This window comes from Cytobacillus sp. FSL H8-0458 (assembly GCF_038002165.1).
Lineage (GTDB): Bacteria > Bacillota > Bacilli > Bacillales > Cytobacillaceae > Cytobacillus.
Genome location: NZ_JBBOBR010000003.1, coordinates 113961 through 135049, shown reverse-complemented (window position 1 = coordinate 135049; position 21089 = coordinate 113961). Strand labels below are relative to the sequence as shown.

Genomic DNA, 21089 nt, shown 5'->3' with positions numbered 1-21089 from the left:
CATTAATTCCCAAATACAATGAGAATCGTAAACAAAAACAACTACGGAGGTAAAGTTTATGATTCATAAAAATAATAACTATCACATTGCAATCTCATCCCTTACTGCTGCAAGGAACGACCACTATGACGGTGTCAATGCAATCTACCGTCTAGCAGCTCAGGTTCCAATACCTAAAGGCACTTCTCGAGATGGATTGAAAAGAGAAATTAAAAGAGTAGTAAAGGACCTTTCAGGTCAGAAAGTACTAGCGAATCGAATCATTATTCATGAAGAATTTTTAGAGATTGACTTCTACCCTAAGGGTTTTCAGATGGTAATGACTAGAGGGCAATACGCTGGGTTACAACTAGAGTTTGCAGAGTTTCTTAACCAGACTGGAATTTGGGGAATTGTGATTCAAGATGGTTGCTACATGGATGACCCTGAATGCTCAGTTAAATCTGTAAGTAATGGCTCAATTAACTTCTTTCCTGAATTTAACTCTAAATGCTTTGGAGCAAGGGATAACGAGCCTATAGAGATTATTAATTGCAGTTCATTTGCCTTGTATGGGGAGGTAGCGTAATGGCATTGAAAAAGGTTAGGCGACCGGTGCTTCACAATAGTAAACCTAATACAAACAGCGAGGAGTCAAGTGCTTCTCAAAATCACCCTATTCAAGCAAACGAGCGATTTGATGTAGGACAGGTAAATGTAAGTAAAAATGAGAATGTTCGTCTGGATAAAAAAGAAGCTCACAACTTTTTATCAAATCATCCAATCAGCAAACTAAGATTGCTAGAATCTTCGGAGACCCTTAGAGTTTTGGTACAGGAGATTGATGTTCCAGAAAAACAATCCTTATTGGTAACTGCTATTAGCACGGAGGCGGTAGGAGAGGAAGATTCGTTCTTCTCTGCTTTAATGGAACATGTCCACGATATGCCTAAACACAAGTCTTTAGAACGATTCAAGTCTGCTGAATTGATTGCTGACTCACTGGTTCCGGAAGCATTGCTTTTGGAACTGGGGCAAGTTCTGAAGGTTGGAAAGGCGGAAGAAAGAGGGTTTCTTTACGATGATAAAAAGAAACGATACCACTTTAACGCCAACGTTTTTGCAAGGCATTTCCTCAAGCGTTGCCATGTGCGTTCAACAAGAGACGGAAGACTCTTTCTATACAACAAAATGGGTGTATATGAAGAGCTTTCTGAAGTGAATCTCGGAAAAATAATCAGGGCAGTGATGCATGAAGGTAGATGGAACAGTTGGAAAAGCACATATGAAACTGAGATTATTCGAGCTCTCCAACGTGAAGCACCTATTGTTGAAGAGATGAACACAGGACGCAACTTTATCAACTTAAAGAATGGCATGTTAAATCTGTCTACGTTCAGGCTACATGAACATTCGCCAATGTACCTTTCTACAGTTCAAATCCCAATTCCTTATGATGCGAATGCAACAGCACCTAAGTTTGATGATTTCATGCGTGATATTACACTCAACAATCCTGAACTAATCGCTGTACATCAAGAGTTGATTGGATACTGGCTGACTGGGGAAACCAAAGCAGAAAAGGCGGTCTATTACTATGGTAGTGGAGCGAATGGTAAAAGTGTTTTGGCTTCCATTATCACTGAATTAGTGGGTCCCCAAAACGTCAGCAGCGTACCTCTATCTAAGTTTAATGACCAATTTGGTATGGAAAGCATGATTGGCAAATCTCTTAACATATCTGCTGAGAACGAAATGGGTGGCAAGGCACTTAAAACGGAAAACTTTAAGGCGATTGTTAGTGGAGATAACATCACTATTAACATTAAGTATCGTCCTGCGATTAGTTACCGCCCATACTGCCGTTTGGTGTTTCTAGTCAACAACCTTCCTGACTCATCAGACGTTACAGAAGGCTATTTTCGAAAACTTATTATCGTGCCTTTTTCAAGAACCTTTAAGAAAGAAGAACGAAATGTAGATTTGAAAGACGAACTGCTTAAGGAACTGCCTGGAATTCTTATTTGGGCGATATTAGGATTGCAGCGGTTGAGAAGCAATAACTATCAGTTCAGTGCCTGTAAAGCAATTGAAGAAACCGAACGAGCTTATTACGATGAGCAAAATCCAGTAAGAGAATTTTTTCATTCTCATGTGGTTCAAGAGGACGGTTTCCGCACTAAGCAGTCCGACTTTTACAATATGTATAGTCAATGGTTAAATGTTCAAGGAATTGACGACAAAGGAACAAAATCTCGTCAAGTATTCTGGCGCTATTTCAAAGTAATTTTAGACAGTGAAAATATTCCGATTGTGAAGAAGAAAATCAAAGGAACTGTCTACTATGACGGAATAAAGCTGATAGAATTGGAAGATTTCCAGTTCCCTACTCTAGCTGGCGATATTATTCAGTTCTAAGGGGGTGTAGGGGGTGTGTAAAAAACAAAAAAAACTGTTCAATACCAAAAGCTTAAAACCCAATGAAAAAGTTTTGTTTTAGTTAACCACCCCTCCCCCCACTTTCTTACAAAGAAATGAAATATATATTATTACTACGACGAGGAGAGCTTGCCATGAACGAAAAAGAAGGTTCTATCTACGAATATCAAAATCTTTTAGACATGTTGGCAGAAATGGTCACAGAATACCTTACAAAACACCCCAAAGGAGGAGATTCCGATGATAAGTAGGGATGAAACTGCACAGCAGAAACAAGACAAGATAGTAATTTACACAAGAAATACATCGTGGACCCAACCCGAGGGTTACAGAATTCATCGAGACGTCCAGGTCTTAAAAGAAAAGTGTGAGCGGGTTGGATATCAAGTCAGTAGGGTCTACAGGGAACCAAGCTCGGAATCTCATGAGAAAAGAAGAAAAGTATTGAAGCAAATGTTGAAGGATGCTGCTGAAGGTTTGTTCGGAGTAGTCCTTGTTTGGGATGTATTTACGCTTACTCCTGATGGAAAAGAGCTTAAACAAATAGAAAGAGAGCTTGCAAGATATGGTGTGGAGATTTGTTCAGTAACGGAACCTTTCGACACTTCCACAGAAGAAGGATTGAGAGTGTTTGAGTACATGTGCAAATTACTCAATACGAGACATTTAAGGTTAGCAGCTATGCAAGGAATTCCGCTGTCACTAGTAGCACGTTGGTTAATTGAAGATGAAAACAAGAAAGGGGGTGAACGTGATGCCGAACTATGCGAGACAGCTCGACGACCAGCTTGACCAATTCAGCCGAACTGGAACACAGAAAAGAGCCGCTATCTATGCTCGAGTCTCCACATTGGAACAGGCTGAAGAAGGCTACAGTATTGATGAACAGGTCCGTGTGCTAAAAGAAATGTGCGAACGAGAAGGATATGTTGTTCATAAAGAATACGTGGACCGAGGGAAAAGCGGAAAGAACATCAAAGGGAGACCAGCCTTACAACAATTACTGCATGATGCCAAGGGTAAAGACTTTGACTTGGTACTCGTGTGGAAGGTGAACCGCTTTTCTCGTAAGACAAAGGATTTACTAAATATTGTTGAAGAACTAGAAATGAGAAACATTGTTTTTCGTTCATTTACGGAACGCTACGAAACGGAAACTCCAGCGGGGAAAATGCAATTTCGGATGTTGGCAGTCATTGCTGAATTTGAAAGAGATAATATCGCTCAAAACGTAAAAATGGGGATGTTAGCAAGAGCTAAAGAAGGGTCGTGGAATGGCGGGCAGGTTCTTGGTTATGATGTTGTGAGTGTTCCAGGAGAAAACCGTAAGAGAAAACTCTCAACACTTGTTGTTAATCCAACAGAAGCGCAAACGGTCCGAAAGGTATTTGACCTTTACGTTGAGGGGAATGGTTACAAATCCATCGCAAATAAACTCAACAATGAAGGACACCGGACTAAAAAGAACAAAGACTTCTCCATCAACGGGGTAAAAACGATTCTAAGCAATCCACTTTATGCAGGATTTATTCGCTATAATGTCCGGAGAGATTGGAACGAGAAGAGAAGAAACAATATTAATCCTCACCCTGTGATTGAAAAGGGGCAGCACGAAGCTATCATTTCAGAAGAAACATGGGAAAAAGCAAAAAATATCATGTCGAGTAGAAGCGGCAAGCCTAATCGAATACATGACGGGGAGTTCCCTCTCACTGGTATCATGAAGTGTCCTGCATGTGGGGCAGGAATGGTGATTGGAAGGACAACGAATACACTCAAAGACGGAACAAAAAAGGTTCTGGAGTATTATGTATGTGGAGCTTGGAAGAATAAAGGTTCAGCAGTTTGTCGGTCGAATGGAGTAAGGACGGATTATGCAGACCCTCATGTGCTTGAAAAGCTATCAAACATAGCCACAAGTGATGTGCTTATAGAGCAAATTGTTGAACGTATTAATAACAAGAAAGAACAAGATTCTTCTCCGCTTCAACACGAATATGAGACCTTGAAAAAGGCAATAGAATCCAATCAACAAAAGAAAGAGAAAGTCCTTGGTTTGTACGAAGATGATTTGATTCAAAAAGCAGACCTTGTGCAGCGGTTATCCACTTTGAATGAAGAAAAGGAACGACTTGAAGAGAGACTATCTCCTATTGAACTGCAGATAGGGCAAGGTGGTACACAACTCATAAACTTTTCAATGGTCAAACAGGTCATGCAAAACTTCAAAAGTGCCTATCAAGAATCATTGACCAGGGAGCAGAGGAAAAGACTGATGCACCTGCTCATCCGTCAAATCACCATCAATGAGGACCGGAAGATTGACACGATACAAATACAACTTAATAAAGAAGTTGCAAAACACTTCACCTTTAAAGGGGGAGAGGATTCATCTATTACGGATGAGTTCTCTCCCCCTTTTTCTATTTTAATCGACCTATGAAAAGGAGCAAATAACCTATGAGCATTATTAATGTATTCAGGAATTACATGGAGGAGCATCACCCACATTTAGCACAGAAGGACTGGAAAGCCGACGTTAGGACCCTATCAGTGGATGACATAAGCAACGAAGAGGTTAAGGCTACTATTCCAGATGAAAACAAACCAGAACTAACATGTTGGGTATTCTTCTACGATGGCGGTGCATCGAACGTTGTGTTCTTATTACAGGATAAGCATGGTTTGAAGGATATCGGAATTGGTTTGCTGAAAGGTGGTGAACTTGTTAAGCCTATTAGCTTCGTTTGAAGAATTGGCAGTCTGAAAGGTAGAACAATCAAAACGTTTACAAGTCAGGGAGGTTTGCTCTATAAGAGTTTTCGTCTCTTTTTTGGTGTTAGATTTCCGATAAAGGAGGTGAGTCTATGTCACCGATTAGCTTGTTTAAGGCAGGAGTTATGTTTGGACTAACTATTTATACAATAGCTAAGAAAGGATTTATGGATGATAAAATGCGAGCTTAAAAGGTTTCAAGAATAAGGGATTTAAGAATGGAAGGAGGTATTAGATTGCCATATTTCTTATTAGGAACGGTGGTTGGAATTGTAGTCTGTATGGTAACAGAGCGTACTCAAAAATAATTGGAGGTATTTGATATGAAAAAAATCCAGAAGTTAAAGGAATTATTAGCACTAAAGCAGGAACTACAGGAGGATTTAATAGAGTATTTAGAGGAGGAATTTTACGGTCTATATGGATATCTAAGCAATGGTGAACAGATGGAAAAATTTGCACTTTTACCCCATCAAGCTATGATATTATTAGAAGAAAAGGAAGAGTTGAATAAAATTCTAAGCAATTCTTTAGAATTAGAATTTCAAGAGGAAGTTAACCTGAAAAATTCTATGGTTTTAAGAATTGGAGTACTCAGTGCTGATGATGTACAGCTTTGCTATTTTCTTAAGTAGTTCAGGTCTGTTATTAAACTAGTAATAATAAATAATAAGCGTGGTGGGATTATGAGCAGTTTGGAAGTTGATAAATGGGTATGGGAAAAGGGATACATTAAAAAGGTAGTAAAGGATTTGGAGGTCAAAAATATTAATATTGTATCTGCTTATTTCTCGAATTATGGAGTAGAATTTATCAAAGAATTAATGGCTAAGAGCAATCTAAATAAGGATAATATTACTCTGTATTTATCTAAGGAATTTAGCATGAATAAACCTGGTGCATTATTAGAAGAATTATCTAGTTTAGCCAATGTATATATCGTACACAAGGAAAAATTACATGCAAAGGTATTTATGTTCTACACTCCCCAAGGTATTAAAGCCTTTCATGGTTCGGCAAACTTTACACGTGGCGGATTGGATGGAAATCTAGAACTAATCCATGAAGTACAATCAAATAGCATAGGACGTCTAGAGGAATTCATTGAACATTGTTTATTAGCTTCTGAGAAAGTAACGGATAAAATTATAGAAAATTATAAGGATATTGATGGAGAATTAAAAAACTTATCAGATGCTAACCAAAAAGCAAATCGTAAAATTAATGAAATATTTGTCGATAATCAAGACCCATTTAAGGAATCTGACTATGACTTAGATAGATACTTTTTCACGTTTCAAGACTATGAGACATTCTTTCCAAAGTATCAAGCTGAGAATGACCGTATAATTCTCAAAAGAAGAGAAGTTGTTCGTAACAAATTACTTAAGCTAAATAATTTAATGAAACACCCCATGTCAAAAATGAATTTACACAATAACTGGTCTTCGAGAAGAAGACCGGAACTTATAACTTCTCAAATCAGTCCTTCGAAACATAATTACAAGCGTTTATCGTGGATTTGCCTTCGTTACGGTAAGCACAGTAAGGATGCATTAATTGGGGGAAGCAAGACAGAAACTCATGAAAGCTTTATTAGGCATGCGTGTATGCAGATATCAGTAGTTAGTAAGGGAGTAGAAATTGGTCTATTCCATGCAACTGCTGCCAAGGGCTGTATTGATAGAGATTACCTAAAGGATAATATTGAGCGACTCAAAGATAAAATTCATAATGAAATAGCAAAGTTAAAAGGGGAACAATTTGTATGGCATATATATAATCCAAACAAAGACATGTCTGTACATTCTTTTAATATTGATAAAGAAGACCCAAATAAGTTTACTGATTTTTACACGAAATATGACAGTGAGGGATTGGAATCATTTTGTATTTTTCGCATAAACCCTGATGAGGAACATCTTGAGACTCCAGAAAATCTCGTTAAGATAGCAGAGGATAAAATCGCAAAATTATATCCCCTGTATAGGTTAATCACTTGGAGAATAACTAACTGAAAATATATGTAAAAAATAAAAACCTCATTTAGATGCAACACGGAGAACCGTATCACAAATAGCGGTAAAACAAAAAGTTGAACTAAGATAAGCACTTATTATGTAGGCTCTTATAAAAATCAGGATACCGTTATTACGGTATCCTCAATAAATTCAATTCATAGAAGAATTTTTAATTAGGTGTGCTAAATAAACCAGCCCCTTTTCTAGTTGATCCATTGATGCATATGAATAGGAAATACGAAGATGCTGTTCATCATTATTATCATACACACTACCTGGATTTAATAAAATCCCTTCTCGAAGGGCTGTGTTAAATAGCTTTCGGGTGGGAACACCTGTTAGTAATTTAAGCCAGATATAAAATCCACCTTTTGGGGTGTTCCATGTTGCTATCTCGGAAAAATATTTCTCTAAAATTTGAATGGTGAAATCCCTTCTGAATCGTAATTCCTCTTTCGTTTCCTTTAAGAAACCCTCATACATACCGCTACTAAGCCATTTGTCTACAGCATATTGTGATAAGGAACTTGACCCGTAATCTGTTTGCATTTTTATATCTGCTAAACGTTCGATGACAGGTTCAGGTCCCACAATCCAACCGATTCGCAAACCGGGGCTCAATGTTTTGGACATGCTGCCTATATACAGGACATTTCCTTGTGTATCATTAGCTTTCAAAGGATTTGGCGGAGGGTTTTCAAACCATAAATCACTATAAACATCATCCTCGATGATAGGTAATGACTCCCTTTGACAAACCTTTATTAATTCAAGCCGCCTTTTTTCAGACATTATTGTGCCGGTTGGATTGTGAAAAGTGGGTATCGTATAGAGTAAAGCCGCATGATGCTGTCGCTTCATACGTCTAATTGAGTCACTTTTAATTCCTCCTTTTTCAAGGGGAATACCCAATAAATTCATTCCAGCCGATTGGAAAACGTGTACGGAGTTTAAATAGGATGGTGATTCATGAAGTATTGTGGATCCTCTTTTTAATAATCCAATTGAAATCAATTGCAGTGCCTGGAGCCCTCCAGAAACAATTAAGATTGATTCGGGGGAAGCTTCAATTCCCTTTGTTCTTAAATATGCACCAACGGTTTTACGTAAAGATAGGCTTCCTTTAGGCTCCATGTATCCAAGCGATAAAGACTGCTCAGTATCTATTTGCAGTATTTGTCCCATCTTTCTGTTGGGCAATAGATCTGGTGAAAGTTCTCCTGTTCCAAGCCTAATCATAGTAGGGTCTGCTTCGGCTCTATTAATTTCTTGGATGATCGTTATATTTGGTTTATGAATACCGGATTTTACATAACTAATCCAATCTGGAGGAGGAGTGGAAGCAAGCAGGCTCCAGGTATTGTTAATCACCTTAGTACCGCTTCCAACCTTAGACTCAATTAATCCATCGGCAGCCAGTTCTTCAAGTGCAGTTACAATGGTACTTCGATTTACTTGAAATCGTTTTGCTAAATTTCTTTGTGGCGGTATTTTAGTGCCTATTGTCCATTCACCGTTCATTATTTTGTTTTTCATAAAATCATATATTTGCTGATGTAAAGGAACGGATGAATTTTTTTCTGGCTTCCAATCTAATTCAGACATAGGCTATCTCCAATCACTTTTTTAAAATTATACCAAATGGTTGGATAGACTCCCATCCAATTGGTTGGAGACATATGAATGGTCCTTAGCTATTCTATATAAGAATAGGGGGAATCATAGTGGAACCATTATTTCATGGAATGGTATTGGCATTTGGATTAATCTTACCTTTAGGAGTTCAAAATGTATTTGTATTTAATCAAGGAGCGGCACACAACAAATTCACCAATGCTCTACCTGCAATTATTACAGCAGGGGTTTGTGATACAATACTGATTTATTTGGCTGTTGCCGGGGTATCTATTATTGTTTTTAGTTTTGAATGGTTAAAGATTTTGTTATTTTTAGTAGGATTCTTTTTCTTAGCCTATATGGGTTGGATCATCTGGAAAAACACATCCGAAATAAACGCTAATCAAGAACAAAACCGTTTTTCTGCACGTCGTCAGGTTACTTTTGCTGCTTCTGTCTCATTACTTAATCCTCATGCTATTATGGATACTATTGGAGTTATAGGAACTAGTTCATTGGCTTATACAGGATATGAGAAATGGGTGTTTACCGTGGCTTGTATAATGATTTCTTGGATCTGGTTCTTTTCCTTAGCGATTTCAGGCAGGAAGATTGGCCAATTTGATAAAAATGGTAAGTTCTTAAAATATATGAATCAAGTTTCCGCTCTTATTATATGGGCTATGGCTATTTATATGGGATATCAACTGTATTCATTATTAAAGTAGCTTGAACTTTAGGATTCTTTAAAATGAATGCAAAGTATATCCGATTAGTTACATGGTGGTCTTCCTTGATGTTTCATAACAGATAGAACAAGATTATACTAATTTGTAATATGCTATATAAAAAGGGGGTCATAATGTGAGGCAACTTTATATAAAGCAGAAGGTGTTTAGTCTTAGTGGCAAATTTACAGTAAAGGACCAGCAGGAGTACGATGTATATTATGTAGAGGGGAGTTTTATGCAAATTCCAAAGACATTCTCCATTATGAATACAGCAAGAGATGAAATAGCCCTCATTACGAAAAAGGTGTTTAGCTTTTTACCGAAATTTTTTGTTGAGGTAAATGGTCGAGAGGTGCTGACGATTAAGAAGGAGTTATCCTTCTTTAAAGCACGCTATACGATTGATGCGGCAGGCATTGAAGTACATGGTAATTGGTGGGACATGGATTTTCAGGTATTACAGCATGGCGAAGTTATTGGGAAAGTGAGCAAGGAGTGGTTTACTTGGGGCGACAGCTACAAGGTTCAAATTATAGATGAAAAAATGGAAGCCATCTTGGTTGCCGTCGTTGTTGCAATTGATTGTGTGAAGGCCGACCAGGCAGCTGCTTCTTCTGCAGCGACACCATAACGAATATCAATGGCCGAAGAAGAGATAAAAGTCCAGTGAATCTTACAAAAGTAAAAAAGTGCACAATCCAAATTTTATAAAGTAAAGGGGTGTCCTAATACAGGTGCCTGACCCCAACTATACTACCGCTTTAAAATACAAGGGGTCAGGGACTTGGGTTAAAGCAGGCAGGGGTTACATCACATCATAAGTCAGAAACCGTAAACAGGCGGTAGTCCTTACCTGGCAGCGTGTGACTTTGATATGGCTAAGCCCCTAATTGTGTACTTACCCTAACTGGCGTTTAAATGCTTTAGTGGCGAAGAAGTAAGCGATGACCATGATGCCGATGCACCAGGAAAGTGCAATCCAGATATCGCTGCCAACAGACCCTTCATACAAGAGAGTACGAATCGCATTCACGATTGAAGTCACGGGCTGGTTCTCAGCAAACGCACGAACAATTTTAGGCATGGTTTCGGTAGGGACAAAGGCCGAACTGATAAACGGCAGGAAAATCAGCGGGTACGAGTAGGCTGTCGCCCCTTCCATAGATTTCGCTTTCAATCCAGGAATGACTGCAATCCACGTCAGTGCCAGCGTAAACAGCCCGAGTATCCCGGCTACGGCAAGCCAATCCAGAATATCAGCACTGGAACGGAAGCCCATCAAGAGGGCAACAAGGATAACCACCACGACAGTAAGCGCATTGGAAACAAGCGAAGTCAACACGTGAGCCCACAATATCGACGAGCGCTTAATAGGCATGGTAATGAAACGAGCCATCAGCCCGCTCTTTACATCGTTAAACAGCCGCAATGTAGTGTAAGTGACGCCGGATGCAATAGCCATCAGCAAGATTCCCGGCAATAAATAATTGACGTAGTTGTTCGTGCCCGTTTCTATGGAGCCGCCAAATACATAAACAAACAGCAGCATCATCATAATCGGCGTAATTGCCACCGTGATAATCGTATCCGGGCTGCGCAGGATGTTGCACATTAAGCGTCCAAGTAATACCCCTGTTTTGTTTTTCATTTATTTCTCCTCCTCTTTGCCGATGATTGCCAGGAAAATTTCCTCCAATGTCGGCTGCTTCTCGATATACTCCACTTTCGCTGGCGGGAACATCACTTTAAGTTCGGAAAGGGTACCGCTCGTAATGATTTTTCCGCCATGCAGGATGGCGATACGGTCTGCCAGTTGTTCGGCTTCCTCCAGGTACTGGGTCGTCAGCAGGATGGTCGTGCCGCTTCCAGCAAGTTCCTTAATGGTATTCCAGACTTCAATCCGCGCTTCGGGGTCAAGCCCTGTCGTCGGTTCGTCGAGAAAAATGACGGCTGGCGTCCCGATGAGGCTCATGGCAATGTCAATCCGGCGCTTCATCCCGCCGGAATATTGGTCCGCCCGGCGGTTGGCCGCATCGGTAAGGCTGAATTTGGCAAGCAGATTGTCGGCGACTTGAGCGGGATTGGAAACTCCGCGAAGGTTGGCGATCATCATCAGATTTTCTCTTCCTGTAAGCATGCCGTCTAAAGCTGCAAATTGTCCTGTCAGGCTGATGCTCTGGCGAACATGATCCGGTTGACGCTGGGAGTCAAAGCCGCAAATAGCTGCTTCGCCGCCATCGGGCTTCATCAGCGTCGAGAGGATGTTGACCGCCGTTGTCTTGCCTGCTCCATTTGAGCCCAGCAGTGCGAAAATTTCGCCACGCCGCACCTCAAAATCTACCCCCTTTAAGACTTCCTTGTCTTTAAAGGATTTTTTCAACCCTTTTACAGAAATCGCTGCATTACTCATACTTTTTTCCTCCTTATAAAAATGATGGAGCTTGATTGCCTAAAATACCCGCTACTTAGTCTGACTGATAATCTGTATTACTTACTACTGGAGTAAAAATATAACTGAATAGTGAAGGTGGCACATTCATATTTGTAACCAGCTATTCAGTAGGACTATCTATTGAAGTTGTCTTTTTCCAAATCGATCTCATTCAAATCTTCACGATAATTGCCGACAAAGTTATTAGCGTTTGCCACTGGTTCGCAGTCGAAGGACCTTAAGTCGAACCTGGTGCTGTCCAGGAGCTGGCTGTCTTCTGCCGCACTTGCTTCGAACAACTCAATTTATTCGTATCTGTTTAATGGAAGGAGGAAAGAGATGACATGCTTATTAAATTCCTTCTATTTTTTCATAGCCTTATCGACTTTTTGATTGATCGATTCTTGATAGAGATCAGCATAAGTTTTTGAGTCTTCAATAAGTGCATCGCAGAAAGCAGCAACGTCTGTTCCTGTGACTTCAAGCACACCTTTTTCAGCTGCTGCTCCTTCTTCAAAGAAGCTGAGAATGTCAGAAAGCAGTCCGATACCATTGTTTAGCTCAACAGGACCGACTTTGAAGAGATATTTTTGGATCTCTTTATAGACAATTTGGTAATCTTGTGGAAGCGCTTTGACACGTGAAACATGGGCTTTCCATTCTTTTTTGCCTTCAATGACTTTTTTGATGCTCATTTCAGTCCTCCTAATTTTTTTGCGACGTTCTTGTTGAGTTGGTCACGCCATTTATCTCTATAAGATTTTGCGCCTTCGTTACCAACAAGGGCTTCACAGAAGCCGTTGATATCATCTCCTAGTACTTCTTCGATGCTCTGGCCGTCTGCTGCTGTAACTTCAAGCAATTCAAGAGTACTGTCAAGGATGGGCATCAGATTACGGCCGGTGAAATCTCCGTGAATCCAGAGTTTATTTTTAATTTCTTGCCAAGCAGTTTGATATTCAGCTGGCAAGACTTTTGCTCGTGCTTCAAAATCTTTCATGGCTTTAGTTATATCGCTACCGGTTATTTTTTCTAAAAAGTTCATTGTAGTCTCCTTTAAGATACTAAGCTATTCAGTACAGTTGTATTATTTAATCGCATCGTTGAGTTTTTGCCGTTGCTTATCAACCCATGATTTTGCATCACTGGCAAGATCATCACAGAAGGCTGCTACATCATTGCCAGTAACTTCTTTAACGGGCTTGCCATCGGCTGCGGCTTCTTCAAGAAGGTCAATGATGTGATTAAAGACGAATTTTGTTTCTTGCCAATCCACCACGCTGCCAGTGTTCCAGAGATATTTTTGCATTGCTTTGTAGGCTATGCAGTAGTCTTCTGGTAAGGATTTTGCACGGTTTTCCATTTCACGCCATGCTTTCTTTTCGCTAAAATCCCCAAAGATTTTTTCAAATATACTCATCATATGACTTCTCCTTTTGAATTTATTTTTGTTTTGAGTTCGTTAATTTTGCTTGAGACGAAATCCCATTTTTTCCAAAAAGTTTCAAGATGCTCTTGACCTGCTGCGTTAAGTGTGTAAAATTTTCTCGGCGGTCCCATAGTGGATGGCTTTTTCTCGATGTTCACCAGATTGTTTTTCTCAAGTCGCATGGTGATTGTATAAACTGTGCCTTCAACCACATCAGTGAATCCAAGTTCTCGCAGCTGTTGCGTGATTTCATAGCCATAAGTTTCTCCGCGGCTGATGATCTCAAGCACACAACCCTCAAGCACCCCTTTCAGCATTTCTGTAATATTTTCCAAATTTTTCATCTCCATTTTAACGGTATTCTGTGTTACTTATTACTAGTATATAGTATGACTAAATAGCTTAATTGTCAATAAAACTTTTCGTCAAAAAGCCCATTTTTATGTGTACAAGGAATACGAGAGCCACCCACCCTTTGCTTCCCGAAAGCACTAAATAACTATACTCTGCATACAAAAAGACCGCCAAGGGTAAACCCAATATAAAAAGGGTGACAGATATGGCCTTCGATTACGATCTGGACTTTGAAAAAATAGATTTCCGCAAGAATCCTGAACTGTATAGGGTTGGCAGGGGAGAACAGGGTGTGCTGCTGGTGGAGCCTTATAAGAGCGAGATCCTGAAGCATTGGCGATTTAAGACTCCGGATATCGCTGAGGAGTCATCCGATAAAATTTATCAGATGTTTCTTGATTATAAGGAGAAAGAAGATTTTGTCGGAATGGACATGGCGAGGAAATTTCTGCAGATGGGCTATACAAGAGCCCGCCGGTATACGAATTACAAAGGCGGGAAGAAATATGATGAGAATGGCAAGGTAAACGAAAGGCAGAATGATCCGGTGAAGGCAGAATCGGCGTCCATCTTTATGGAGAAATGGAAGCTCGCGCGGGAGGATCAGGATTATCTTAAGCGAAAAAAAGAGCATCAGAAGAAATATGGCTGAAGCAGCATGCACTTTGCACTCAGCATAAAGGATACATGAACCTGAACAACAGAGTCTTTGTTTTAAGGGGAAGATAATCATGAAAGTTTATACGATTGGACATTATAACCATTCGATCGAACAATTTTTAAAGCTGCTGGGAGCAGCTGAAATTAACTTTGTGGCAGATGTCCGGGCATTTCCTGCAAGCCGCAGGAATTCACACTTTAAAAAAGAAAACATGGCCCAGTGGCTGAAGGAAGCGGGGATTCATTATCGCCATTTTCCCGGTCTTGGCGGGAGAAGGAAAATGTCGGGCCTGGTAGGAGAGCAATTGAACGAAGGATGGAATAACCGCTCGTTTCACAATTATGCGGATTATACACTGACGGATGATTTTCAGTATGCTTTGGAGCAGCTCAAGGAACAGGCCGCAGAAACGACGCTCGTCTATATGTGTTCAGAATATCATCCGGCAAGATGTCATCGCCTTCTCATCAGCAACTGGCTGAAGGCAAATGGATGGGATGTGCGCCATCTCATTCCTGATGCCAAGGGAAATCCGAAGATCATCCCACATGAATTGGGGAAGTGGGGAGCCATGCCAATCATTGAAGAAGATGGGACTGTCGTTTATCCGAAGCTATAAGAAAGAAGAAATAAAGAGTCAGTTCCTGATCCTGTGGACTGAATAAATGGGATATGTAGTGATAGCCGGGACTATACCTGAACACTCAGTACATCGCGGGCTATCTATTAAAAATGCTCATGTGATTGTCGCTGTTAATAGATTTTAGTCCGGAGTTAATGAAAACACGGGCAGGTTAGGATTCAGGCATTATCCAGACGATTTCACGAAGGCGAACAAAAAATGTAGAATCATATTCTTGAATGACAACATGATCAAGCTTAGCATCAACAACCACTCCGCTGACTGAACCGCATGTGGTATCCAGGACGGCTCTTTTTCCTTTTAAACTGCGCAGCGCTTCATAAACAAAGGGTTCTCTGGCAATCACCTGCATAGGGCCATTCTGTGTTGTTTGCGGATTTACCCGGTAGGCATACATAGGGTCCATTCTCTTTCCTCCAAAGTATAGTGCTGTTTTATCTAATCAATTTATGCCAGTATAGCTTGACGCGTTCGGAAAATAGGGACGGTTCTTTTGTTTCCCCTTTTCAAAGCAGCTGCTGTATTGCGGCTGCTTTTTAATTTGCAGTAGTTTTCACCTATATGGTTTCAATAAAGTGGTATTATTTACAGTGAGATTATAATTTTAATATAAAGATCTGCAAAAAATTTTAAATAGAGAAACAGGAGTGGTTGAATTGAATTCAATGCTGCAAATGGGGGGAAATACAGTGTTAAGTTCCCCAAATGGTTATGTCACTGTTAGCTACGATATGTCTCAATTGATCGATATTTCCTTAACCGCTTTCCTTTTAACAGATTCAGATAAGGTACAAGGAGACAGCGGGATTATTTTTTATAATCAGCCAAAGAGCCCTTCTGGTGAAGCAGCTCTATTGCCGGCTGAAACTAAAGGGACTAGGAAAGTACATACTATTCAATTTGATATGAGTAAAGTGCCTGCTGGCATTCATAAAATAGCGATTACTCTGACAGAGGATAATCACATGGGGTTCTCGAATGTAAAGAATTTAAAAGCCGAGATATGTACGGGTCATACCACCATCGAGTTAACTCCATCCAGTTTTACAAAGGAAAATGGAATTGTGGTTTTAGAATTATATGTAAGGAATGGTCAGATAAAGGCAAAATCAATCTGGCGCGGATTTGAATCCGGGCTTGAAGGGTTATGTAACAATTACGGTGTGGAAGTTGACTCCACTGAGGATAATAAGCCTGCTGAAACTAAGACTGTTCAGTCTCTTCCTGCTGCTGCCGAAAACAAACATTTCCAAAACACGATCACTCTTGAAAAGGTGAAGGGCACAATCAGTCTCGACAAAGGTCAAAAGCCGGTGATCATTGAAAAAACACCAACAATTACAGCCACGGTATCCTGGAAAACTGGAACAGATTATGATATCTATGCTCTGGTTTATACAAAGGATGGCAGGCAGATCGATGTCGCCATGTTTGGTGCAAGCGGAACACCTCCACTTAGAAGTTTTGCAAACGGAGCAGTTGAACATATGGGTGATGTGAGAAGAGATTACAGTTCAACGAAGACAGAAGTAATTAAATTGAGACTGAATAATGATATCCTGGCAGTCGTGCCTGTCGTTTACTCTGCCCAGTCTAATGGAACAGGTTCATTCTACAGATACAAAGTGTCCATGAGTATAGATAATCATAGCGGCACCTCCGTTACGATATCAGCCAAAAATGCCAACAATGATGACCGCATTTATACCTGTGTGCCCGGAGTCCTCCATAATACGCCAGATGGAGTAATTATAAGTCCATTGGAGCTGTACAGTTTACCTGATTCGGAGTATAGACCTAAACTAAGAATGGGGCCTTCCAATATGGTAGAGGTTGTAATGGATGCAGGTCCTAGAAATGATTACAAATAAAAGCAGAAATTGAAAAGCATGTGTGCCTGTCCCCAGCTAGTGCCGGGGGCAGGCACCTTTTGTTTATATCTCCTATTTCTTCACAACAGGAATCCACATTTCACCGAAAACCATTCCGTTTCGCTGCCCCATTTCAACCGAGGCATTAGGACCGCCGACATAGGCGTAATCTGCTGCTTCCGGCAGAGCTTGACCAAAGGCAATCCCCGTAAGCATATTGCTCAATTCTTCAGATGTGCTGGCTTCCCCTTTCACAACGAGGTATTCTCCTTCAGGAAATTGAATCAATCTCGTTGCTTCCGGCAGAGTTGCCTCTGTCATGACGCCTGCATAATGCATCATCTTGTTATTTACGGCTTCGTTTACGACAAAAATGTAATCATTTGTCGCTACGGCCTTTAATTTGTCAAGCCTTCCATCCTGTTTGACTGCCTGCCAGAAGTCTGCTTTTTCCTTATTTATGCCTGCATAATCTGTGTAATCGCTCTTCAATTCAGTTCCAATGCCTAAAACGGTAAAGCTTTCTTTTTCTTCCAGAGTATAATTTGCCATATTCAAAACCATCCTTTTTTTCCATTTCAAATGATTTGCCCATTTGATAAGTTTATAATAACGTTAAATCATGTCAGAAAATGATACTGTTTAGGAGAAGCCAATGAAAAAAGTGGAACGGATTAATGTAATGATGCGGTATATCAACAACCGCGCTCACTTTACTATTTCTGAAATCATGCAGGAATTTAACATTTCCCGTTCAACAGCGATTCGGGATATTCGGGAAATAGAAGCCATGGGGATGCCGCTTGTCGCTGAAGTGGGAAGGGATGGGGGTTATTTTGTCATGAATAACTCCGTCCTGCCCACTGTACGCTTTACCGATAATGAGATCAAAGCTCTGTTTATCGCCTTTATGGCTACAAGAAATCTGCAGCTCCCCTATCTAATGAGCCGTCAGTCTTTAGCTGAAAAATTACTCGGCCTGATTTCGGAATCCCAGCAGGAAGACCTGGTTCTTTTAAATCAAATTCTGCTGTTTGAAGGGACCAATCCTAATAATCCCGATCTGCTTGATCTGTCAGACCTCCCACATCCGATGCTGGAAAAACTCATTCAATCTCTTATTTTGGATCGCTATTTATTGATTACCATAAAAGAAGAGAAGGAAGTCAGGACTTATCCCATTTATCTTTTGCACCTTTATCGTGAAAAAAGCATTTGGAAGGTTGAAGCCTTTGATTTAAAGGAAGAAAAGAGACAAATATTACCCGTGGATAATCTCATCGAAGTCGAACCATATCCGGTGAAAAAAAGAATAAGCAGGAAAAATATTTTAGAAAAACTAAGTCTGCAGGACGAGGCTGTCAATCTTGTCCTTGAACTCGGTCCACAGGCAATTGCCCAGTTCAAGAAATACCATCCTATTAAGACTTCCATTGCCTATACAAACCCTTACCAGACCACAGCTGTTCTCAAAACGTTTATCAATGTTAACAATAGAGAGGAACTGAATGAAGTCACCAATTGGCTGCTTTTCCTGGGTAAAGATACCACGGTCAGGGAAATGCCGGAAGAAGTTTTAGAATGCCTGCAGGAGAGATTAAGATTATTCCGTCCATAAAAAGATAACTGCGTATCTGACTGGAAAAGGATGATGCTTCATTAATAGCATCACCCTTTTTCATTTTTATATAACTCCCTGTACGATCATGGCATCGGCTACTTTTATAAATCCTGCGATATTAGCGCCTGCCACCAGATTGCCTGGATAGCCATAATCCTCGGCAGCTTTGACGCTGCTCCGGTATATATTCATCATAATTTGCTGCAGTTTTTCATCAACTTCTTCAAATGTCCAGGATAATCTTGAGCTGTTTTGGGCCATTTCTAATGCAGAAACGGCAACACCGCCTGCATTGGCCGCTTTTGCCGGACCAAAGAGAACGCTGTTTCTTAGAAACTCATTGATGGCCCCGGATGTGCATGGCATATTTGCTCCTTCGCCAATGGCTTTAACTCCATTGGCAACAAGGATTTCTGCTGCTGCCTCATCGATTTCATTTTGTGTCGCACACGGAAGAGCGATGTCACAGGGGATGGACCAGATGCCGGAACATCCCTCAAAGTATTGGGCATAGGGATGTTCTTTCACATATTCCCGGATCCTTTTTCTCTCAACTTCCTTCAGCCTTTTTACTGTATCAAGGCTGATGCCGTTAGGATCATAGATATAGCCGTCAGAATCGCTGCAGGCTACAACCTTCGCGCCTAACTGTGCCGCTTTTTCAATCGCATAGGTAGAGACATTTCCTGAACCGGAGATAACGACAGTGCTTTCTTTAAAGGAAAGGCCAATTTCCTTCAGCATTTCCTGTACAAAGTAAACCGTACCGTAACCAGTCGCTTCAGTGCGGGTTAAGCTTCCGCCATACCCGATTCCTTTCCCTGTCAGGACTCCAGCTTCATAGCCTCCACGGATTCTCTTATACTGTCCAAACAGATAGCCTATTTCTCTGGCGCCGACCCCGATATCTCCGGCAGGAACGTCTATATCCGGTCCGATATGCCTGCTTAGTTCCAGCATGAAGCTTTGTGTGAATCTCATGATCTCCCCATCAGATTTCCCCTTAGGATCAAAATCAGCTCCGCCTTTTCCTCCTCCGATTGGCAGGCCTGTAAGGGCATTTTTGAAAATTTGTTCAAAGCCCAGAAATTTGATGATGCTGGCATTAACAGAAGGATGGAATCGCAAGCCGCCCTTGTAGGGACCGATTGCGCTATTGAATTGTACCCGAAAGCCCCGGTTCACCTGTACTTTTCCCCGGTCATCCACCCAGGGGACTCTAAAGGTGATTACTCTTTCAGGTTCCGCTATTCTTTCAAGAATACTTTGCTCCATGTATATCGGGTTTTTCTCAAATACTGGCACGAGTGAATCAAACACTTCTTTAACGACCTGATGAAATTCACTTTCATTAGGATTGCGCTTTTTGACTGTTTCGAATACCTCTTGAACATAATCGTACGCCTGTATTCGCTTCTCATTAATTTCTGTTATTGCAGTCATGCTGCCAATGGCCCTCCCTTTTAGTCAAAATTGAATTCTTCAATAATTTTCAACTATTCAAAAATTGTATGATTCTCTCATTTTATAGTTGTAAATCAATCTAAACAATATGAAAATTAGATAATAATGATGCCACAATTAGATGAATGGCAGAAGGGAGGAAAAACCAGATGGAATTAAGGCAGATTAAATACTTTATTGAAGTAGCGAAAAGAGAACATGTAACCGATGCGGCTTTGGCTTTACATGTGGCACAATCCGCTGTGAGCAGACAGATATTCAACCTTGAATCGGAGCTGGGGGTGAATTTGTTTATCCGTGAAGGAAGGAATGTGAAATTGACGCCGATCGGCAAGATATTTTTGGAACAGATGGAAGAAGCCATAAAGGTAATCGATAATGCCAAACGGCAAGTTAAGGAGTATCTGGACCCGGAGCAAGGCAGAATACGTTTCGGCTTTCCAAGCAGTCTGGCGCTCTATACGCTGCCTTCCATCATATCTGCTTTCCGCGGTCGCTATCCGCATGTGAAGTTTGAACTGAAACAGAGCGCTTATCGTGATTTAATCAGCGGAGTGGCGGAAGGGGAAATCGATATGGCATTGATTGGCCCGCTCCCTAAGAAAGAGAGAAAGGTTAAGGGGGATATTTTATTCACTGAGAAAATGGTCGCTTTGGTTCCTGCTTCCCATCCTTTTGCGGACAAACCTTTATTAAATCTGAACCAGCTGAAAGATGAATCCTTTATCTTGTTTCCTAAGGGATATGTTTTGCGTGAATTATTCGATGATGCCTGCAGTCATCTTGGCTTTCAGCCTAAAGTGTCATTTGAAGGGGATGATATTGATACGATTAAAGGCTTGGTCTCAGCAGGTCTGGGCTTGACGCTTATTCCGGAATCAACATTGGCTGACAGCCTGCCGCGTTCCACAGTAAGGCTGCCTGTCATGCCACAGATTACCCGTGCGGTAGGAATCATTATTCCCAGTGAACGGCAGCTGCTGCCGGCAGAGAAACTTTTCTATCATTTCTTACGCGATTTCTTTGAGGTATTGAATGAATTTCAAAACTGAG

The 21089-nt window shown here is 40.7% G+C and carries 24 protein-coding genes; 14 read left to right on the top strand and 10 right to left on the bottom strand.

Annotation, left to right across the window (positions count from 1 at the left end):
- Positions 1-58 precede the first annotated feature (58 nt).
- The 7 genes from NYE23_RS24555 to NYE23_RS24525 all read left to right on the top strand — a co-directional run bounded on the left by NYE23_RS24555 (position 59) and on the right by NYE23_RS24525 (position 7211).
- On the top strand, positions 59-568 hold the full coding sequence (locus NYE23_RS24555; protein WP_341082068.1) for a hypothetical protein: 510 nt from the start codon (positions 59-61) through the stop codon (positions 566-568).
- Complete coding sequence (locus NYE23_RS24550; protein ID WP_341082067.1) at positions 568-2397, top strand: DNA primase family protein; 1830 nt, start codon at positions 568-570, stop codon at positions 2395-2397. The genes NYE23_RS24555 and NYE23_RS24550 overlap by 1 nt, the downstream gene beginning before the upstream one ends.
- 261 nt (positions 2398-2658) lie before the next feature.
- Positions 2659-3210, top strand: a complete 552-nt coding sequence (locus NYE23_RS24545; protein ID WP_341082066.1) for a recombinase family protein — start codon at positions 2659-2661, stop codon at positions 3208-3210.
- Positions 3173-4861, top strand: coding sequence for a recombinase family protein (locus NYE23_RS24540; protein WP_341082094.1), 1689 nt, complete (start codon positions 3173-3175; stop codon positions 4859-4861). Before NYE23_RS24545 ends, NYE23_RS24540 begins: the two co-directional genes overlap by 38 nt.
- Positions 4862-4878: 17 nt before the next feature.
- Positions 4879-5169, top strand: a complete 291-nt coding sequence (locus NYE23_RS24535) for a hypothetical protein (RefSeq protein WP_341082065.1) — start codon at positions 4879-4881, stop codon at positions 5167-5169.
- 347 nt (positions 5170-5516) lie between these two features.
- A complete protein-coding gene (locus NYE23_RS24530; RefSeq protein WP_341082064.1) occupies positions 5517-5828 on the top strand; it encodes a hypothetical protein in 312 nt (103 codons plus the stop codon).
- A gap of 51 nt (positions 5829-5879) precedes the next feature.
- On the top strand, positions 5880-7211 hold the full coding sequence (locus NYE23_RS24525; RefSeq protein ID WP_341082063.1) for a phospholipase D family protein: 1332 nt from the start codon (positions 5880-5882) through the stop codon (positions 7209-7211).
- Between the two features lie 153 nt (positions 7212-7364).
- On the opposite strand, the gene pdxR is transcribed toward NYE23_RS24525, so the two are convergent.
- Positions 7365-8819, bottom strand: coding sequence for a MocR-like pyridoxine biosynthesis transcription factor PdxR (gene pdxR / locus NYE23_RS24520; protein ID WP_341082062.1), 1455 nt, complete (start codon positions 8817-8819; stop codon positions 7365-7367).
- A gap of 119 nt (positions 8820-8938) precedes the next feature.
- On the opposite strand from pdxR, the gene NYE23_RS24515 reads away from it, so the two are divergent.
- Positions 8939-9559 (top strand): LysE/ArgO family amino acid transporter, encoded by a 621-nt coding sequence (locus tag NYE23_RS24515; protein WP_282174219.1) that lies wholly within the window; start codon positions 8939-8941, stop codon positions 9557-9559.
- Positions 9560-9695: 136 nt separating this feature from the next.
- Positions 9696-10193 (top strand): LURP-one-related/scramblase family protein, encoded by a 498-nt coding sequence (locus NYE23_RS24510; RefSeq protein ID WP_341082061.1) that lies wholly within the window; start codon positions 9696-9698, stop codon positions 10191-10193.
- Positions 10194-10460: 267 nt separating this feature from the next.
- Here the strand turns inward: NYE23_RS24510 and NYE23_RS24505 are convergent, their stop codons facing one another.
- From NYE23_RS24505 to NYE23_RS24480, 6 genes are all read right to left on the bottom strand, one after another.
- Positions 10461-11210 (bottom strand): ABC transporter permease, encoded by a 750-nt coding sequence (locus tag NYE23_RS24505; protein WP_341082060.1) that lies wholly within the window; start codon positions 11208-11210, stop codon positions 10461-10463.
- On the bottom strand, positions 11211-11972 hold the full coding sequence (locus NYE23_RS24500) for an ABC transporter ATP-binding protein (protein ID WP_341082059.1): 762 nt from the start codon (positions 11970-11972) through the stop codon (positions 11211-11213).
- 383 nt (positions 11973-12355) lie between these two features.
- Positions 12356-12688 (bottom strand): DUF1048 domain-containing protein, encoded by a 333-nt coding sequence (locus NYE23_RS24495; RefSeq protein WP_341082058.1) that lies wholly within the window; start codon positions 12686-12688, stop codon positions 12356-12358.
- Entirely contained in the window at positions 12685-13038 is a 354-nt protein-coding gene (locus NYE23_RS24490) for a DUF1048 domain-containing protein (protein ID WP_341082057.1), read from the bottom strand. The genes NYE23_RS24495 and NYE23_RS24490 overlap by 4 nt, the downstream gene beginning before the upstream one ends.
- Positions 13039-13080: 42 nt before the next feature.
- Positions 13081-13416, bottom strand: a complete 336-nt coding sequence (locus NYE23_RS24485) for a DUF1048 domain-containing protein (protein WP_319003796.1) — start codon at positions 13414-13416, stop codon at positions 13081-13083.
- Positions 13413-13757, bottom strand: coding sequence for a PadR family transcriptional regulator (locus NYE23_RS24480; RefSeq protein WP_341082056.1), 345 nt, complete (start codon positions 13755-13757; stop codon positions 13413-13415). Before NYE23_RS24480 ends, NYE23_RS24485 begins: the two co-directional genes overlap by 4 nt.
- 224 nt (positions 13758-13981) lie before the next feature.
- On the opposite strand from NYE23_RS24480, the gene NYE23_RS24475 reads away from it, so the two are divergent.
- Both NYE23_RS24475 and NYE23_RS24470 read left to right on the top strand, forming a co-directional pair.
- Complete coding sequence (locus NYE23_RS24475; RefSeq protein ID WP_341082055.1) at positions 13982-14428, top strand: DUF4385 domain-containing protein; 447 nt, start codon at positions 13982-13984, stop codon at positions 14426-14428.
- 79 nt (positions 14429-14507) lie between these two features.
- Entirely contained in the window at positions 14508-15056 is a 549-nt protein-coding gene (locus NYE23_RS24470; RefSeq protein WP_341082054.1) for a DUF488 domain-containing protein, read from the top strand.
- Positions 15057-15231: 175 nt separating this feature from the next.
- Here the strand turns inward: NYE23_RS24470 and NYE23_RS24465 are convergent, their stop codons facing one another.
- Positions 15232-15486 (bottom strand): DUF2642 domain-containing protein, encoded by a 255-nt coding sequence (locus NYE23_RS24465; protein WP_341082052.1) that lies wholly within the window; start codon positions 15484-15486, stop codon positions 15232-15234.
- A gap of 250 nt (positions 15487-15736) precedes the next feature.
- Between NYE23_RS24465 and NYE23_RS24460 the strand changes: the two genes are divergently transcribed.
- On the top strand, positions 15737-16951 hold the full coding sequence (locus tag NYE23_RS24460; RefSeq protein ID WP_341082050.1) for a TerD family protein: 1215 nt from the start codon (positions 15737-15739) through the stop codon (positions 16949-16951).
- Positions 16952-17023: 72 nt separating this feature from the next.
- Here NYE23_RS24460 and NYE23_RS24455 read toward each other — a convergent pair whose 3' ends face one another.
- Entirely contained in the window at positions 17024-17503 is a 480-nt protein-coding gene (locus NYE23_RS24455; protein ID WP_341082049.1) for a GyrI-like domain-containing protein, read from the bottom strand.
- A gap of 103 nt (positions 17504-17606) precedes the next feature.
- On the opposite strand from NYE23_RS24455, the gene NYE23_RS24450 reads away from it, so the two are divergent.
- On the top strand, positions 17607-18569 hold the full coding sequence (locus NYE23_RS24450; protein ID WP_341082048.1) for a helix-turn-helix transcriptional regulator: 963 nt from the start codon (positions 17607-17609) through the stop codon (positions 18567-18569).
- Positions 18570-18635: 66 nt separating this feature from the next.
- On the opposite strand, the gene gdhA is transcribed toward NYE23_RS24450, so the two are convergent.
- On the bottom strand, positions 18636-20015 hold the full coding sequence (gdhA, locus tag NYE23_RS24445) for an NADP-specific glutamate dehydrogenase (RefSeq protein ID WP_341082047.1): 1380 nt from the start codon (positions 20013-20015) through the stop codon (positions 18636-18638).
- Between the two features lie 170 nt (positions 20016-20185).
- Between gdhA and NYE23_RS24440 the strand changes: the two genes are divergently transcribed.
- Positions 20186-21088, top strand: coding sequence for a LysR family transcriptional regulator (locus tag NYE23_RS24440; protein ID WP_341082045.1), 903 nt, complete (start codon positions 20186-20188; stop codon positions 21086-21088).
- Position 21089: the final 1 nt, after the last annotated feature.

What these genes read in the sequence shown, in the direction of transcription:
- NYE23_RS24555 (WP_341082068.1), top strand. Translation starts at nt 59, where the DNA reads ATGATTCATAAAAATAATAACTATCACATTGCAATCTCATCCCTTACT.
- NYE23_RS24550 (WP_341082067.1), top strand. Translation starts at nt 568, where the DNA reads ATGGCATTGAAAAAGGTTAGGCGACCGGTGCTTCACAATAGTAAACCT.
- NYE23_RS24545 (WP_341082066.1), top strand. Translation starts at nt 2,659, where the DNA reads ATGATAAGTAGGGATGAAACTGCACAGCAGAAACAAGACAAGATAGTA.
- NYE23_RS24540 (WP_341082094.1), top strand. Translation starts at nt 3,173, where the DNA reads ATGCCGAACTATGCGAGACAGCTCGACGACCAGCTTGACCAATTCAGC.
- NYE23_RS24535 (WP_341082065.1), top strand. Translation starts at nt 4,879, where the DNA reads ATGAGCATTATTAATGTATTCAGGAATTACATGGAGGAGCATCACCCA.
- NYE23_RS24530 (WP_341082064.1), top strand. Translation starts at nt 5,517, where the DNA reads ATGAAAAAAATCCAGAAGTTAAAGGAATTATTAGCACTAAAGCAGGAA.
- NYE23_RS24525 (WP_341082063.1), top strand. Translation starts at nt 5,880, where the DNA reads ATGAGCAGTTTGGAAGTTGATAAATGGGTATGGGAAAAGGGATACATT.
- pdxR (WP_341082062.1), bottom strand. Translation starts at nt 8,819, where the DNA reads ATGTCTGAATTAGATTGGAAGCCAGAAAAAAATTCATCCGTTCCTTTA.
- NYE23_RS24505 (WP_341082060.1), bottom strand. Translation starts at nt 11,210, where the DNA reads ATGAAAAACAAAACAGGGGTATTACTTGGACGCTTAATGTGCAACATC.
- NYE23_RS24500 (WP_341082059.1), bottom strand. Translation starts at nt 11,972, where the DNA reads ATGAGTAATGCAGCGATTTCTGTAAAAGGGTTGAAAAAATCCTTTAAA.
- NYE23_RS24495 (WP_341082058.1), bottom strand. Translation starts at nt 12,688, where the DNA reads ATGAGCATCAAAAAAGTCATTGAAGGCAAAAAAGAATGGAAAGCCCAT.
- NYE23_RS24490 (WP_341082057.1), bottom strand. Translation starts at nt 13,038, where the DNA reads ATGAACTTTTTAGAAAAAATAACCGGTAGCGATATAACTAAAGCCATG.
- NYE23_RS24485 (WP_319003796.1), bottom strand. Translation starts at nt 13,416, where the DNA reads ATGATGAGTATATTTGAAAAAATCTTTGGGGATTTTAGCGAAAAGAAA.
- NYE23_RS24475 (WP_341082055.1), top strand. Translation starts at nt 13,982, where the DNA reads ATGGCCTTCGATTACGATCTGGACTTTGAAAAAATAGATTTCCGCAAG.
- NYE23_RS24470 (WP_341082054.1), top strand. Translation starts at nt 14,508, where the DNA reads ATGAAAGTTTATACGATTGGACATTATAACCATTCGATCGAACAATTT.
- NYE23_RS24465 (WP_341082052.1), bottom strand. Translation starts at nt 15,486, where the DNA reads ATGGACCCTATGTATGCCTACCGGGTAAATCCGCAAACAACACAGAAT.
- NYE23_RS24455 (WP_341082049.1), bottom strand. Translation starts at nt 17,503, where the DNA reads ATGGCAAATTATACTCTGGAAGAAAAAGAAAGCTTTACCGTTTTAGGC.
- NYE23_RS24450 (WP_341082048.1), top strand. Translation starts at nt 17,607, where the DNA reads ATGAAAAAAGTGGAACGGATTAATGTAATGATGCGGTATATCAACAAC.
- gdhA (WP_341082047.1), bottom strand. Translation starts at nt 20,015, where the DNA reads ATGACTGCAATAACAGAAATTAATGAGAAGCGAATACAGGCGTACGAT.
- NYE23_RS24440 (WP_341082045.1), top strand. Translation starts at nt 20,186, where the DNA reads ATGGAATTAAGGCAGATTAAATACTTTATTGAAGTAGCGAAAAGAGAA.